The sequence below is a fragment of the Bacillus pacificus genome (assembly GCF_020861345.1).
GTDB lineage: Bacteria > Bacillota > Bacilli > Bacillales > Bacillaceae_G > Bacillus_A > Bacillus_A pacificus.
In genome coordinates this window covers 2,623,382-2,638,291 of record NZ_CP086328.1, presented here as the reverse complement: position 1 = coordinate 2,638,291, position 14,910 = coordinate 2,623,382, and the positions used below count along the sequence as shown (strand labels likewise).

15 protein-coding genes are annotated in these 14,910 nt (G+C 32.8%); 12 read left to right on the top strand and 3 right to left on the bottom strand.

What is annotated here, in order from left to right; all coding sequences use genetic code 11:
• Nucleotides 1-102 precede the first annotated feature (102 nt).
• From LMD38_RS13860 to LMD38_RS13840, 5 genes are all read left to right on the top strand, one after another.
• Nucleotides 103-507 carry a hypothetical protein gene (locus tag LMD38_RS13860; RefSeq protein WP_061182403.1) on the top strand — a complete coding sequence of 135 codons (405 nt, stop codon included), beginning with the start codon at nucleotides 103-105 and terminating at the stop codon, nucleotides 505-507.
• 159 nt (nucleotides 508-666) lie between these two features.
• Nucleotides 667-1,902, top strand: coding sequence for a cytochrome P450 family protein (locus tag LMD38_RS13855; RefSeq protein WP_016717582.1), 1,236 nt, complete (start codon nucleotides 667-669; stop codon nucleotides 1,900-1,902).
• Nucleotides 1,903-2,169: 267 nt separating this feature from the next.
• The gene (locus LMD38_RS13850; RefSeq protein ID WP_016717583.1) at nucleotides 2,170-3,453 is read left to right on the top strand and encodes an MFS transporter; all 1,284 of its coding nucleotides are present in this window, start codon (nucleotides 2,170-2,172) and stop codon (nucleotides 3,451-3,453) included.
• Nucleotides 3,443-4,075 carry a Vat family streptogramin A O-acetyltransferase gene (locus LMD38_RS13845; RefSeq protein ID WP_062822556.1) on the top strand — a complete coding sequence of 211 codons (633 nt, stop codon included), beginning with the start codon at nucleotides 3,443-3,445 and terminating at the stop codon, nucleotides 4,073-4,075. Before LMD38_RS13850 ends, LMD38_RS13845 begins: the two co-directional genes overlap by 11 nt.
• Before the next feature lie 70 nt (nucleotides 4,076-4,145).
• Nucleotides 4,146-4,301, top strand: a complete 156-nt coding sequence (locus LMD38_RS13840) for a DUF1540 domain-containing protein (RefSeq protein WP_000046091.1) — start codon at nucleotides 4,146-4,148, stop codon at nucleotides 4,299-4,301.
• A gap of 100 nt (nucleotides 4,302-4,401) precedes the next feature.
• Here the strand turns inward: LMD38_RS13840 and LMD38_RS13835 are convergent, their stop codons facing one another.
• Nucleotides 4,402-4,899: a PadR family transcriptional regulator gene (locus tag LMD38_RS13835; protein ID WP_062822557.1), complete on the bottom strand. Its 498-nt coding sequence runs from the start codon at nucleotides 4,897-4,899 to the stop codon at nucleotides 4,402-4,404.
• Nucleotides 4,900-5,039: 140 nt separating this feature from the next.
• Here LMD38_RS13835 and LMD38_RS13830 point away from each other — a divergent pair, with 140 nt between their 5' ends.
• From LMD38_RS13830 to LMD38_RS13800, 7 genes are all read left to right on the top strand, one after another.
• Nucleotides 5,040-6,254, top strand: a complete 1,215-nt coding sequence (locus LMD38_RS13830) for a cytochrome P450 (protein WP_000158000.1) — start codon at nucleotides 5,040-5,042, stop codon at nucleotides 6,252-6,254.
• A 113-nt stretch (nucleotides 6,255-6,367) separates the two neighbouring features.
• Nucleotides 6,368-6,946, top strand: a complete 579-nt coding sequence (locus LMD38_RS13825) for a cysteine dioxygenase family protein (RefSeq protein ID WP_228919782.1) — start codon at nucleotides 6,368-6,370, stop codon at nucleotides 6,944-6,946.
• Between the two features lie 163 nt (nucleotides 6,947-7,109).
• A complete protein-coding gene (locus LMD38_RS13820; protein WP_000766398.1) occupies nucleotides 7,110-7,961 on the top strand; it encodes a Cof-type HAD-IIB family hydrolase in 852 nt (283 codons plus the stop codon).
• Nucleotides 7,962-8,226: 265 nt separating this feature from the next.
• A complete protein-coding gene (locus tag LMD38_RS13815; protein ID WP_061654197.1) occupies nucleotides 8,227-8,778 on the top strand; it encodes a helix-turn-helix domain-containing protein in 552 nt (183 codons plus the stop codon).
• Nucleotides 8,779-8,812: 34 nt separating this feature from the next.
• Entirely contained in the window at nucleotides 8,813-10,159 is a 1,347-nt protein-coding gene (locus LMD38_RS13810) for a tyrosine-type recombinase/integrase (RefSeq protein WP_061654196.1), read from the top strand.
• 2 nt (nucleotides 10,160-10,161) lie between these two features.
• Nucleotides 10,162-12,303 carry a site-specific integrase gene (locus tag LMD38_RS13805; protein WP_061654195.1) on the top strand — a complete coding sequence of 714 codons (2,142 nt, stop codon included), beginning with the start codon at nucleotides 10,162-10,164 and terminating at the stop codon, nucleotides 12,301-12,303.
• Nucleotides 12,269-12,742 carry a hypothetical protein gene (locus tag LMD38_RS13800; RefSeq protein WP_061654194.1) on the top strand — a complete coding sequence of 158 codons (474 nt, stop codon included), beginning with the start codon at nucleotides 12,269-12,271 and terminating at the stop codon, nucleotides 12,740-12,742. The genes LMD38_RS13805 and LMD38_RS13800 overlap by 35 nt, the downstream gene beginning before the upstream one ends.
• Nucleotides 12,743-12,980: 238 nt before the next feature.
• Here the strand turns inward: LMD38_RS13800 and tet are convergent, their stop codons facing one another.
• Nucleotides 12,981-14,357: a Tet(L)/Tet(K)/Tet(45) family tetracycline efflux MFS transporter gene (gene tet, locus LMD38_RS13795; RefSeq protein ID WP_061654193.1), complete on the bottom strand. Its 1,377-nt coding sequence runs from the start codon at nucleotides 14,355-14,357 to the stop codon at nucleotides 12,981-12,983.
• Between the two features lie 37 nt (nucleotides 14,358-14,394).
• Nucleotides 14,395-14,457: a tetracycline resistance efflux system leader peptide gene (locus LMD38_RS28830; RefSeq protein WP_106081929.1), complete on the bottom strand. Its 63-nt coding sequence runs from the start codon at nucleotides 14,455-14,457 to the stop codon at nucleotides 14,395-14,397.
• Between the last annotated feature and the right edge of the window lie 453 nt (nucleotides 14,458-14,910).

The window sequence follows — 14,910 nt, the reverse complement described above, 5'->3', positions numbered from 1 at the left end:
CTTTATTTTTTGTTGAATTTAGGCTATACATAAGCTTCCCAGAGATGGCATATCACATATGAATGGTAAAGGAAATGAATGAAAAGAAGGTGATTTATTAATATGTATAACCAACAAAATTATCCATATGATCAAGCGATGTATTATAATCCAGAAAACTACGGGTATGAACCTACAAATGAAGTGAGAGATATTGAACAAGAAGATTACAGACCAGATGATGCGGAAGATGCTCCAACGTCACCACCTCCGTCACAAGCGCCGTCGTTACCGTCTACATTTGCTTCTCCTGCACAACCAGGTAATATGAAATCCTGGATGTGTAACTGTCTAGGAAGATGGGGCTATTTACGCTTACATCGTCCTGGTCCTTTCGGAAGGGATTTATGGTTCTTCCCGACTGAAGTGAGAAGAAATGGAGTATCAGGTTACACGTGGCAAGGTGGTCGTCGTCGTAAAGTAAGTTATCGCTATCAACAAATTAGTAATTTTATGTGCTTCGCATAAAGAGAAGTGAGGGAGTGAAACGATTTTACTTTCTCACTTTTTATTTTTCAATATACGAAGTGAGATTTTGATTAAAAATTTACAATTTTCGCGTTTTTATTAGAGTATAATGCATATGTTGGGTTGGTTTTCAACAACAAATGAGAGTGAGGGAATGCAATGTCAATGAAAAATAAAGTTGGGTTAAGCATAGAGGATGGCATTAATTTAGCTTCAGCTCAGTTTAAAGAAGATGCGTATGAAATTTATAAAGAATCGAGAAAAAAACAACCAATATTATTTGTAAACCAAGTTGAAATCGGTAAAGAATGGCTCATTACTAGATATGAAGATGCTCTGCCACTTTTAAAAGATAATCGTTTAAAAAAAGATTGGACAAATGTGTTTTCTCAAGATACAAAGAACATGTATCTTTCCGTTGATAATAGTGATCACTTGACAACACATATGCTAAATTCAGATGCACCTAACCACAGTCGTTTACGATCTTTAGTTCAAAAAGCTTTTACACCGAAGATGATTGCACAATTAGACGGAAGAATTCAGAGAATAGCAGATGATTTGATAAGTGATATAGAGCGAAAAGGTACATTAAATCTTGTGGATGATTATTCATTTCCATTACCAATTATTGTGATAAGTGAGATGCTCGGTATTCCAAAAGAAGATCAAGCGAAATTTAGAATTTGGTCTCATGCTGTTATTGCATCACCAGAAACACCTGAAGAAATAAAAGAAACTGAAAAACAACTATCTGAGTTTATTACATATCTTCAATATTTAGTTGATGTGAAACGAAAAGAGCCAAAAGAAGACTTGGTGAGTGCTTTAATCCTTGCAGAGAGTGAAGGGCATAAACTTAGCGCCCGAGAACTATATTCGATGATCATGTTACTAATTGTAGCGGGACACGAAACAACGGTAAATTTAATAACAAATACAGTATTAGCACTTCTTGAAAATCCAAATCAATTACAGTTATTAAAAGATAATCCAAAACTAATTGATTCGGCTATTGAGGAAGGATTGCGTTATTATTCTCCAGTTGAGGTTACAACTGCAAGATGGGCAGCAGAACCTTTTCAAATTCACCATCAAACAATACAGAAAGGAGATATGGTTATTATCGCATTGGCTTCAGCGAACCGTGATGAAACAGTATTTGAAAATCCAGAAATATTTGATATTACACGGGAGAACAACCGTCACATTGCCTTTGGCCATGGTAGTCATTTCTGCTTAGGAGCTCCACTTGCGAGGTTAGAAGCAAAGATCGCTATTACTACTTTGTTCAAACGAATGCCTGAACTACAAATAAAAGGCGATCGTAAAGACATTAAATGGCAAGGTAACTATTTAATGCGTTCTTTAGAGGAATTGCCTTTAACTTTCTAGAATAGTTAAAGGGAGACATGCATACATTGAAAATGTTTTACATAGAGTATGTATGTGTTATTTAAATTCGAAACGGAAGGGTGAAAACATCCCAATGATCAACTAATTCTATTTATAAGAGATCTTCGTTAAAAAACGAAATATTCTTCTGAATAGGATTAGTCTGTACATTTATAGAAAAGGGATGTATTTCGCTCTGCGAATATATAGTCTTTTTATATGATTTGTGCTGCTTCCTGTTCAGAACATGAAATAGGAGGCTTTTTTATGTCGACAAATGTAGTAACGAAACAAAACAATGGGGTATCACAAGTATTAAAAAATCGGTTTGTTCAAGTGATTTTAGCATCAGCATTATTTTTACAAATTGGAATATGGGTTCGGAACTTTGCGGTATTACTTTACGTAATGGAAATGACAAAAGGTGATGCTTTTGCTATTTCGATGATTTCAGTGGCGGAGTTTGCTCCAATTTTCATCTTTTCCTTTATTGGTGGAACGTTTGCTGATAGGTGGAAGCCGAAGAGGACTATGATATGGTGTGAGACTTTAAGTTCTTTATCAGTATTTGCAGTATTAATTACTCTAATGTTTGGAACGTGGAAAATCGTATTTTTTGTCACACTTATTTCTGCAATTCTTTCACAGTTTTCTCAACCATCTGGCATGAAATTATTTAAACAGCATTTATCGGCAGAACAAATTCAATTAGCAATGTCTATTTATCAAACAATATTTGCGATATTTATGGTATTAGGACCGATTCTTGGAACATTTATTTTTCATAGTTTTGGAATTTATATTTCAATCATTATTACAGGTATTGCTTTTTTACTTGCAGCAGCTGTGTTGTTATTTCTTCCGAAAGATCTTGAGAATGATAATGAGAAGAAAGAAATCACTCTGTTACAGGAAATGCTTGATGGTATTAAATATGTGAAAAAGAAAAAAGCATTAACTTTGCTAGGGCTTTGTTTTATGGCAGCAGGACTAGGAATTGGTTTAATTCAGCCGTTAGGGATTTTTATTGTAACTGAGCAGTTAGGATTATCAAAAGAGAGTTTACAATGGTTACTAACAGTAAATGGTGCAGGAATGATTGTTGGAGGTGCTTTAGCGATGGTGTTTGCAAAAAACGTTGCGCCGCAAAAGATGTTAATTATCGGTATGCTTGGTCAGGCAATCGGCATCGGTATTATAGGTTATTCCACCAATTTATGGATAACACTCACAGCACAACTTTTTAGCGGTTTAGCTCTTCCTTGTATTCAAATAGGTATTAATACGCTCATTATTCAAAATAGTGATACTGATTTTATTGGTCGTGTAAATGGCATTTTAAGTCCGCTATTCACCGGTTCAATGGTAGTAACAATGAGTATTGCTGGTTCATTAAAAGAAATGTTCTCATTAAGTACGATGTACGAAGGCACAGCTTTACTATTTATAATTGGATTATTATTTATTTTACCTATATACAATTTAAAGCCAGTAATAGCAGTAGAAAGTGAAATAAACGGTAAAGGAAGTGCTGTGCAACATGAATCCTAATCCAAATGTTAAATATCCTATTGAAGGAAATAAAAATGTTCACTTTATAAAAAATACAATAACGAAAGCTAATATACGCGCCGGAGACTATTCATATTATGATGCGAAAGATGGAGAAACATTTGAAGATCGAGTATTACATCATTATGAATTTCTTGGTGATTACCTTATCATTGGAAAATTTTGTTGTATTGCAAATGGAGTTACCTTTATTATGAACGGAGCGAATCATCGGATGGATGGATTTTCGGCATATCCATTTAATATATTTGGAAATGGGTGGGAGAAGCATACACCTAGTTTGTCTGATCTACCTTACAAAGGGGATACAGTCATAGGTAATGATGTTTGGATTGGTATGGATGCAACCATTATGCCTGGAATCAAAATAGGAGATGGTGCAATCATTGCAGCTAAATCTGTTGTGACTAGAGACGTTGCACCATATACAATTGTTGGTGGAAACCCCGCAAATAAAATAAAGGAACGATTTACAAATACAATAATAGAGGAATTACTGCAAATTCAATGGTGGCATTTTGATATTGAAAAAATAACTGAAAATATAGATGCTATTGTACAAGGGGATATAGAGCCATTAAGAAAGCTAAAAATGGAATAAAAAATGCATAACAAAGAGTATCATACCTCCGAATTTTGTTAATGATAATAGAACGAGGAGGTGTGATACTATGGCACAAGACGTTTTATGTGAAGTAAACAATTGTAAATTTTGGGCTAACGGTAATAAATGTAGCGCAGACGCAATTTATGTAGTAAGTCATAAAGGAAAACAAGCATCGACTACAGAAGAAACAGATTGCAAAACTTTCGATCCGGAAGTATAAATTTTTAAGGGTAACCAAATCGTGGTTGCCCTTTTATTAATTATAGTATTGATAATAAATCTCATTTTCATTCATTGTTTTTAACTTTTCTTGTTATTTTTCATATTTTCTTCATCAGTGATGTAATCCAGAGCAATTCATGTTCAATACGCGATTTACTAAATTCAATGACTTCTGTAATAAAAGATGAACTAGCATCTAAAGATTGAATAGCAGTAAGCTGTTTATGTAGTACGTTTTGGCGTATTGTTAAAATTTCTTTTCTAGCTTCATAATCAAGTTTTTCAAATAGCGCGATACGAACAAGAAATTCTGCATTATTTGTCGCGAGTTTTTCGGGAAACTCGCGTAACATTTCAGAAAAAATTTCTTCTCCTGTTTCAGTAATGTCATACATATTTCGGTTTGGTTTTCCGACTTGTGTATGTACCTTTTTCGTTATAGCCCCCATATTCTCAAAACGTCGAAGAGAAGGATAAAGCATATTATGATTTAATTCAAAATTCTCTCCTAACCGATTTTGAATATTTTTCTTTATTTCATACCCATATTTTGGCCCTGACGTCAATTCTGCGAGCAATAAAATATCAACATACATAAAAATCCCCCTTATTTATTTCTCAAGTTCTCCTACGAAAAATCCCCTTTAGTATATGTTAAAATAACATATGTTAGATTATACAACTTTGAATTACCGACCTATCACTTTTATTGTAAAAGAAAAGGGAGGAAAGGACTATGGCTTCGCCTGAAAATGTGATTTTAGTTCATGAAATTTCAAAGCTGAAAACGAAAGAGGAATTGTGGAATCCGTATGAGTGGTATCAATTTATGAGGGATAACCACCCCGTACATTATGATGAAGAGCAAGATGTTTGGAATGTATTTTTGTATGAGGACGTAAATCGTGTTTTATCAGACTATCGCCTGTTTTCAAGTAGAAGGGAGCGAAGACAATTCTCAATCCCTCCTTTAGAAACTCGAATCAATATTAATTCTACTGATCCACCAGAACATCGCAATGTACGTTCTATCGTTTCTAAAGCATTTACTCCAAGGAGTTTAGAACAATGGAAACCTCGAATACAGGCTATCGCAAATGAACTTGTACAACATATTGGAAAATATAGTGAAGTTAATATCGTTGAAGAGTTTGCTGCTCCTTTACCCGTTACTGTTATATCCGATTTGTTAGGAGTGCCAACAACTGACCGCAAAAAAATTAAAGCATGGTCTGATATTTTATTTATGCCGTATAGTAAAGAAAAGTTTAATGATCTGGATGTAGAAAAGGGGATAGCACTAAATGAATTTAAAGCATATCTTCTACCAATCGTTCAGGAAAAGAGATACCATTTAACGGATGATATTATCTCAGATTTAATACGAGCTGAATATGAAGGCGAAAGATTAACTGATGAAGAAATTGTTACTTTTTCATTGGGTTTATTAGCGGCTGGCAATGAAACAACTACAAATTTAATTATTAATAGTTTTTACTGTTTCTTAGTGGATTCACCAGGAACATATAAAGAATTAAGAGAAGAACCTACATTAATTTCAAAAGCAATTGAGGAAGTATTACGCTATCGCTTTCCCATTACATTAGCTAGGAGAATTACAGAGGATACAAATATATTTGGCCCTTTAATGAAAAAGGATCAAATGGTGGTTGCGTGGGTAAGTGCAGCAAATTTAGATGAGAAAAAGTTTTCACAAGCCTCTAAATTTAATATACACCGAATAGGAAATGAAAAGCATTTAACATTTGGTAAAGGTCCTCACTTTTGCTTAGGGGCACCACTTGCACGTTTAGAAGCTGAGATTGCATTAACTACCTTTATAAATGCTTTTGAAAAGATAGCATTATCCCCATCGTTCAATTTAGAACAATGTATATTGGAAAATGAACAAACTTTGAAATTCTTACCTATCTGCTTAAAAACTCAATAAACTGTTCAGCAAGGTACAAATTTACTGTACCTTGTTCTTTTATTTCTCAATTGTGAAATTTTAGTTGGTTATTTAGTATGGAAGTGTGTGAATAAGAGTAGAGGAGGATGCTTATGTTAACGTGTAATGGAAGTAAGACGTTCCAAACATTTATTAAAGCTGTAACGGATTTAATAAATAGTAATTTGTTAGAAGATCAAATGGTTTGTGGGATTGAAAAATTATTAGAAGAACTTTTAGAAAAGAAAACATGGCTTCCGTTAGAAAAACAGAAGGCGAATTCGGCTCAATATGCACGACACTTATTATATGAAGATCCTTTAAATCGTTTTGAAGTATTAGCTCTTGTATGGAAAGATGGACAATCGACTCCTTTGCATGATCATGATGGCACATGGGGAGTAGAAGGTGTATTTACAGGGAGAATAATGGTGCAGAACTTTATACAAACTAAGCAGCTTGAAAATTCACTTGTTTATTTAACTCATACAGGAAATCTTTATTTGGGAGAAGGAGAAACAGATAAAGTCATTCCACCAGCTGATTGTCACATTCTTGAAATAGATGGCAATGAAAGCGTTGTCACAATTCATGTTTACGGAAAACGTTTAGAAAAGTTTAAAGTATACGTTCCAACTAAAGAAAAGAATGTATACACATGTGAGACAAAATATATTAATTATAATTCATAGTTTAAAGTCCAAAGCCCTTGCTTTGGATTTTATTTATAATTATTTCTTGACCTGAAACGCTTTTCATAAATTATAAATAAAGAGTGCTTTACGAGAGCGGTATGAAAACGATACCTTTCATTTAATATGAGCTCGTGTATATATAGAAAGTGGTGAAGAAATAATGAAATTAATCGCAATTGATTTAGATGGAACTCTTCTTTCGGGGAACAAAATGATTAGTAACGAGAATGCAGAAGCAATTCGAAAATGTCAGGAAGCTGGTCATGTTGTAGCAATTTGTACAGGTCGTTCTATCGTCGATATTGAACGATTGTTGTTAGAAGTTAATTTGGAGTGTCCAATTATTGCCGAAAATGGTGCGCTTATATATAATGATAAAAAAATGATGAAGAGATATCCAATTCAAAATATGCAGGCACTCGAGATTGTGAATTATCTTGAAGAAAATGGATTATATTATCAGCTTTATACTAATAAAGGTGTGTACGTACCGGAATATGGAGTAGAGAGTGTACGCAATGAAATCGATTATGTGAAACATTCAAATGAAAATATCGATTTGAAAGAGTTGGAAACGATCGCAGCATTATACCTTGAACATACAGCATTTCTTAGTGCAGAAAGTTGTAAACCAATTGTAGAAACAGATATACATGTGCATAAGCTTTTACCATTTTCTTATGACATGGAAAAGTTAAAAAAGTTAAAAGAAACGTTTCTGCATAATACTGATTTAGCAATTACATCTTCATATTGGCATAATTTAGAGATTAATCATCGAGACGCTCAAAAAGGAAATGGACTATATACTTTAGCGGAACATTTAAATATTCCAGTTGAAAATACTGTAGCGATAGGTGATGGGCTAAACGATGTATCCATGATGGAAAAAGCAAACCTATCAATTGCAATGGGGAACGCAGTCGAAGAAATAAAAGCGATGTGTCAATATGAAACTTTGACTAATGAAGAACATGGTGTTGCACATGCTTTATATAAATATGTAATGTAATATAAAAAGAAAAAAAGAATCTACTATGTAATATTAAAGTAGGTTCTAACACACAAGGCTTTTATAAGCCTTAATGTTAATGAAATGTTGCACATTTTACTAACGAAAATACATCACTAATTACTAGTGGTGTATTTTTCTTTTAGAAGACCTCTTTATGACCTCATTTACTACCACAACAAAAAATAGATTTACTACAGCATTCATTTTCTGTATAATTAAAATAGAATATTCTGGAAATCAAAACTTTTAATGAGGTGTGTTTATGAAAATATACACAGTCAAAGAAGTGTCCTCCCTCATAGGGAAGCATGAAGAAACGATTAAAAGGTGGATACGTTCTGGTAGACTGCCTAATTCGTATCGCAATAGTGATAAAGAAGGATGGCGGATACTTGAAAGTGATTTGCTTCATATTACAGAGATCGTTCCCACAAAAGAAGAACCCCATCAAGAATCCCACATAAAGTCATTTGAAAATGAAGAAGCTACGCTAATAAAATTAGCATACGAAGCTGTTACACTTATCTCACCTACGAAAGAAATTCATTCACTCTTATCCATTGTTGGAATTAAACGTACTTTAGAAATACTACTTATTATGCAGCAATCTAATACAAAAGTGAAAAACCCTAATGGATTTATTAAAAAAGCGATTCGTGAAAATTGGAGTCCAACTACTCTTCCCGTTAAAATACCTAAAAAACAAAATAAACACTTATCTGATCTTACACAGCAAGACTACGATGCGATGCAAAACAAAGTAGAAAACACATATCAATCAAAGATTGCATTCTACAACTGGTTAGAAGACTAATTTTATTTAAAGTTGCTGGAAGGTGATTTGCACAATGGGCCAAGGATATTATTATGCATATTGTCCAAAGGATGTTGAGAGTCGATATGAATTGTTAGTTTTTAATAGCAATAATGAACCATTTTTACCTTTAACGGACTTTTACCAAGATAGTATAGGAAGAATATCAAAAAGTTCAGCTTTATCTTATTTACAATGTCTGTTACCTTTTTTTTATTGGTTAGAAAAGCATAGCAACTATCAAGAAAGACATGTGAAATGGAATGATTCACCAGACATTATACGAATAGCCATTGAAGATTATTTAAAAAGCGAAATGAAATGTAGAGTTCGTGAAAAGGATAGTTTTTGCTTTGTTAATTTAACAAGCAAAAGCCCCAATACCGTAAATCGTTTTTTATCTGCGATTAAATCATTCTATAAATCGCTTATTCGTTTAAACCAGTATAATCATCTCAATCCATTAATAGATTCTAAAGCAATCCTCAATGAATATCGTAGTCATATTGAAGGTGTTAGAAAGGACAAACCACGCATGCCCGCTATAAGCGGAACAGAAGACCCCTTAGAACATCGTAGATTAACAGATTCTTATTTCAAAATTATCAATGAAGAATGGCAGCCTAAGATTATTGACGATCCCCACTTACCCTTCCAAGTTTATCAAGCGGGGAAAAATATAAATTGGTCTCAAAGGGAAATGATTATATCACGAATGCTTTTTGAAACAGGAGCTAGGGCTTCCGAAATCATTGAATTAACAATTGGAGATTATCGTTCAAGAAAAAGCCACCAAGAAGTCATTACATTCAGTAAAGGTAGCTATGGAAGAAAGGTAAAGTTTCTTCGATTTAGCAAAGACACTGTAAAACGCCTTTTTCAATATATTAATAGCGAAAGAATGAAATATGATATAAACCATTTTAATTATGAACAACTATCTGATGAAGATCCTATATTCCTTTCAGAGTTTGGTACACCTTTAACGTATCATGCTTGGTATTATCATTGGAACACGGCAATGAAATATGCTGATATTAAGTTGAATCCACATAAAGCAAGGCATTGGTTTGTCACAACTAGACTTAGAGAGATTCATAACATTTCTAAACATGATTCCGAAATCCAACAACGAAAGAATGAACTTATCAAATATATGAAATGGAAAAATCCAGATACCATTAGAGTGTATGAGCATTATTTCGATGAGGAAAAACATCGAGAATCACATGATCAAATGTTTGAAAACATGCAAAAAAATGAAATCGAATATGAACAAAGTAAAAAGATAAAGAAAAAAATCGAACTCCAACATACAACAATTGAAGTCCAAAAAGAAATAGATCATGATTTACAAGAACTGTTAGAGGGGCTGGAGTAAGTATGTCAACAATGATTAGAGATGTACCAAATAACGAATGGTATGATAAATTAAAGGGAAAAGTGGATGGGGAAATTCTTCATTTAAAAGACTCAAGGGGTGTTTTTCTTTTGGATAAGTTAGATGAAAGACACTTAAAGTATTTCTTAAGTGCTTGTGTTAATAAACCTTGGGCAAATCATCTCTTATTAGGGATACTTACTAGTGCAGAAAAAAATCTAGATTCGCATACAATTAGAAATATATTAATAAATATTAATTCAAGATTCCAAGATGTTTTTTTAGCATTCAACTTGAATATGATGTCAGAATTTGATGTTATGGAACATTTATATAAATATTTTAAAGGAACAGTCTATCCAAAACATTCTAATTCTATGAGAATGAGTTTTTTAAAAACTTATAAGGCAATTTCCTCTCGAATGAAAAAATGGTTAATTCATACCTTATCAATCGAGCAACAAGAATATTTTGAGCAATTCCTTTTTCCTATACCTTTATTTAACTCAAGTGATTTTCCATTTGAAAAATTAGCGACAGAACATGCACAAAGTAGTCGGAAAGATGAAACAGATGCTATCGTTCCTTTTTTGCCAAAAATTCGGTCGGAAGCCCATTTTCGCTGGAATCAAATAAAACGTATAAAGGAAAGTTTTCAAAAAACAATAGAACGTGTTAAAGAACAAAACTTATCACTTCCACTAGAATTTCACTACGAAGAGCCGACACGAATTGGAGAACGTTTTTACTTTCGTCTATGGGACAAGCGATCATTTATATTACACCACGAAGAACAGTTTCCTGAAACAATAGTTAAACAAGCACAAAAGCGCAAATTAACCTATTCGGAAAAAAATAACCATCATTTCTTAGAATTTATAAATTCTGAATCTATTCATGGAAATGATGAAACAGAAGGCTTATGGTTTACTGAATTAATTGAAAAAGGTTTGTTAGGACAATGTTATCAAAGAACCACCGAAGAAGAGATGAAAAAAAAGCAGGATTATTTTAAATTATGGGGATACATTGATGTGAATTCTGAAAGTAAATCTCCTCCTTTTTTTAGTGGACATAAAGATGTAATAAGTTCTTCCGTTTTTTTAGGGCGCTATAAAAATAATGTAAGAGGTATTTTCTTCGATGTAGAACCTTTTTATGTTGGATGTACATTCGGATTATTAGCGATAGATATTCTTACAACAACTGGAGCAAGAATAAATGAACTATTGCAAATTAGCAACACAAAAGAATGTATACAAACCAAAATGGTAAAAGAAAAACTCCATTATTCGTTTTATGCAATTCCAAAAGGAAGAGATGGAGTAGAAGAATTTTATGTGAGTAAACAAACAATGCAAATTATTCAAACTGTCTCACGAATGCTAAAGGATCATTATGGGGGCAAGATTCCAAGTATTGAATATCGTCATGATAGAAAGCACTTATTTCCAGAACTCAAGCCTTATTATTTTCAATATAATCACAAAGCCTTTAAAGTTCATGCAGTGTATGCCTGTATTCGATTTTTACTACATGGTTTAAGATTTGAAACGCAAAGTGGTTCTCCAGTAATTATAAAAACACACTTATTACGCCATGCATTTGCAACAGAAGCTGTACAACGTCAAAAGATGCCTATTGATATTTTAGCGAAAATTCTACATCAACGAGACTTAACTGTAACTGAATACTATTCCGCTCCAACTCCAAGTCAAATTGCTGAATCGGTCGGTGAACTTCAAGATGTGATTTCAAGTTATGTTGACATAGATGATGCGTTATTACGAAGTCCAAAACAACTTCAAAAAGAACTTACAGAGTATAGTGAAAAAGTTGGAGTTTTTAATAACGTTTTAGGTGGTACTTGTGTGACAGATTATGTATGTCCGACGAAGATGGCATGTTTAGGGTGCAAAGCAAAAATCCCACAACCAGAACAAGAACATGAACTATTAGAAGCTATTAAGGTTGCAGAGGACATGGAAAAACGTTTCAAAAAAATTGGGCTCGAAATTGAAGTAAGAAAAGCAAAAGAAATGCGGAAACAAGCAAAGATTGAATTGAAAGAAATTGATTTAATCAAAAAATATAGAGAGGAACAGAGATATGAACCAGTTATCAAATCTAACACCTTCTGGTAATCGTTCTTGGTTGAGGTCTGTTCATGAACAAAGAAAAAATCGTTCTATTCAATTAGGCATGTTGACAATTGATACTCTCGTTTCAAATGGAATTCCTGTAACTTACAAAAACATTCATGAAAAATCAAAGGAACTTGATGTAACAGGAAAAGGTATCCATGCTAATACAATAAAAAGAAATGAGGAACTGTATGCTTATTACAAACAATATAGTAAGACTTTTAAAATAAAACAAAACAAGAAAAAGGCTGTACCACAGAGCACATTTGACGAATCGACTATCAGAAATATTTCACCTAGTCGTAATATTTTAAAAGTAAGAAGTAAATATATGAAATTATCTAAAGAAGAACTTGTAGATAAACTTATTCAGACGGAACAATACCTTGCTCGTAATCATCAAAAGTGGGTTACAGGTCATTTTGAAATGTTTAAATAATTAGTTGTTTAATGGATAATAACTTCTCGGAATCTTTTTTTATTGTATAAATGTAAAATAACAATAAAGTTATTAAATTTTAAAAGCTCAAATAAATATAACCCCGTTCTAAATTTAGGACGGGGTTATACTTAAAGTTGTTTAATTTTTGATGTAAGATATTTCACTACACTAAAAAAATAACGATAAAGTCATTTAAAAATCTAAGTTTTATTCAACAATAGCGGCCCAGTCAAGTTCAGCTATTTCTTCTTGAACGCTTATACATATTCATAGTAACCAACCAGCTAATGACGATGATCCCCGCAAAAAGAAATAGCATATTACTGTACAAATGAGTAGGTAAATCAGCGTTTATAGGTAGCAATTTTCGATTTAGCAAAGGTATCGATAATAATCCACCTACAATTGCAATACCCATTCCTTCCGATAGAAAGCTTGTGAAGTTAAGCAAGCTCATGCCAGCACCAGCTTCCTTTTGTTCCAAACTACTTGAAACAATGGTGGAGATAACTGTTTTCGTAAAAGAAAGTCCCCCAAAAACAAAAATTAATATAATTGTCATGAGCCATGGTGTTGTTTCTATAAAAAGGGCAGCTACTAAAAAGCTGATAGAAAGAAATCCAACTCCAGTTGTTAACACAAATAAAGAACCTTTCTTATCAACAAGCACTCCACCAATATAACCGAAAACAATAACACTCATTGCACCAGGGAAAATAATTCCACTTCCAATTGCAGCAGTACTTAATTGATACACATCTTTCATCATATAAGGAACCATAGAAAGAAATCCTGCTACAGTTCCAAATATAAGTCCTCCACAAATGATTCCAATCATAAATGGGACATTTCTTCCTAGCGCAGGATCAACAAAAGGATTAGATACTTTCCTAATATGTTTAACAAATATCAGGAAACATATAATGCTAAAGATTAGAAAGAAAATTCTATAAGATGTCGTAAACATCATAAAAAATACAATACCTACGGACATGAATATTATTCCTACAGTATCAAAAGAGCCTTTTATTACGTCTTCCTGTTTCATTAATTTTGCAAGGAATGGAACAGTGATAATCGTCACAAGTGGTAAGAGCAGTAAATAAGACCAATGGATATATTCAGCAATAACTCCACCAATAAATGGCCCTACACCTTCTCCCATTGCTACAATAGACCCAATAAGTCCAAATGCTTTACCCCTATCTTCTTTTGGAATATAACGCGCCACAACAACCATCACAAGTGCTGGAAATGCAGCTGCACCCGCCCCCTGAATAAGCCGAGCCAAAATAATTACAGAAAAGAACGAATGCCCAACAAATCCGATAACTGATCCGATGCAGTTCACTATAATTCCAAATAGGAGTAGCTTTTTGATACCTAGCTGATCCGATAGCTTTCCATATATAGCTGTTCCTATGGAAAAAGTTAATATGAACGCTGTGTTTACCCAGTTTACACTTGCTGGTTCCTTATTAAAATCGCTAGCAATATCAGGTAATGAAACATTTAAAACCATTTCATTTAAAACGCTGAAAAAAGAAAGAACACAAAGCCATAATAAAACTTGATTATGGCGTAAATTTGACTGTGAATGAGATGTATTCACATTTAACCCTCCAATAAATAATGAGGGTAGACGTATTTTATAGGGTCATTGATACGCTTTCCCTCTTTAAATGTACCCAATTATATTTATTGCACTTCATAAATAACTCCTCCTAAATTTGATTTGTATATTTTATCACATATAGCTTAAAATGACTCTCATTTTTTTAGCAACTTTACTATTTTTTAAACGACTTTATTGTAACTCAAACAACTTGTCCGTCACTTTACAATAAAATTATTTATGATAAAACTCAAATGTTGTAGTAGTAAATGAGGTCATATAGAGGTCTTTTAAAAGAAAAATACACCACTATTCAATAGTGATGTACTTTCCTTAATAAAATGTGTAACATTTTATTGAATCCCTTGTTTATTATAGGACTTACTAATTATCTGTCCTTTTAATAAAATAAATAGATTCTTTTTTTCTTTTTATTAGGGGTAAGGTATTCTATGAGATTCATAGAAGCCTTATTACATTTTATTATATAGAATATATTGGAATAAATGTTTATATTTTTCATAGTAATTGTGAAAATTTTATGAACTTT

Bases quoted from the DNA above. Each gene is read 5' to 3' on its own strand.
- LMD38_RS13860 (WP_061182403.1), top strand. From the start codon at position 103: ATGTATAACCAACAAAATTATCCATATGATCAAGCGATGTATTATAAT.
- LMD38_RS13855 (WP_016717582.1), top strand. From the start codon at position 667: ATGTCAATGAAAAATAAAGTTGGGTTAAGCATAGAGGATGGCATTAAT.
- LMD38_RS13850 (WP_016717583.1), top strand. From the start codon at position 2,170: ATGTCGACAAATGTAGTAACGAAACAAAACAATGGGGTATCACAAGTA.
- LMD38_RS13845 (WP_062822556.1), top strand. From the start codon at position 3,443: ATGAATCCTAATCCAAATGTTAAATATCCTATTGAAGGAAATAAAAAT.
- LMD38_RS13840 (WP_000046091.1), top strand. From the start codon at position 4,146: ATGGCACAAGACGTTTTATGTGAAGTAAACAATTGTAAATTTTGGGCT.
- LMD38_RS13835 (WP_062822557.1), bottom strand. From the start codon at position 4,899: ATGTATGTTGATATTTTATTGCTCGCAGAATTGACGTCAGGGCCAAAA.
- LMD38_RS13830 (WP_000158000.1), top strand. From the start codon at position 5,040: ATGGCTTCGCCTGAAAATGTGATTTTAGTTCATGAAATTTCAAAGCTG.
- LMD38_RS13825 (WP_228919782.1), top strand. From the start codon at position 6,368: ATGTTAACGTGTAATGGAAGTAAGACGTTCCAAACATTTATTAAAGCT.
- LMD38_RS13820 (WP_000766398.1), top strand. From the start codon at position 7,110: ATGAAATTAATCGCAATTGATTTAGATGGAACTCTTCTTTCGGGGAAC.
- LMD38_RS13815 (WP_061654197.1), top strand. From the start codon at position 8,227: ATGAAAATATACACAGTCAAAGAAGTGTCCTCCCTCATAGGGAAGCAT.
- LMD38_RS13810 (WP_061654196.1), top strand. From the start codon at position 8,813: ATGGGCCAAGGATATTATTATGCATATTGTCCAAAGGATGTTGAGAGT.
- LMD38_RS13805 (WP_061654195.1), top strand. From the start codon at position 10,162: ATGTCAACAATGATTAGAGATGTACCAAATAACGAATGGTATGATAAA.
- LMD38_RS13800 (WP_061654194.1), top strand. From the start codon at position 12,269: ATGAACCAGTTATCAAATCTAACACCTTCTGGTAATCGTTCTTGGTTG.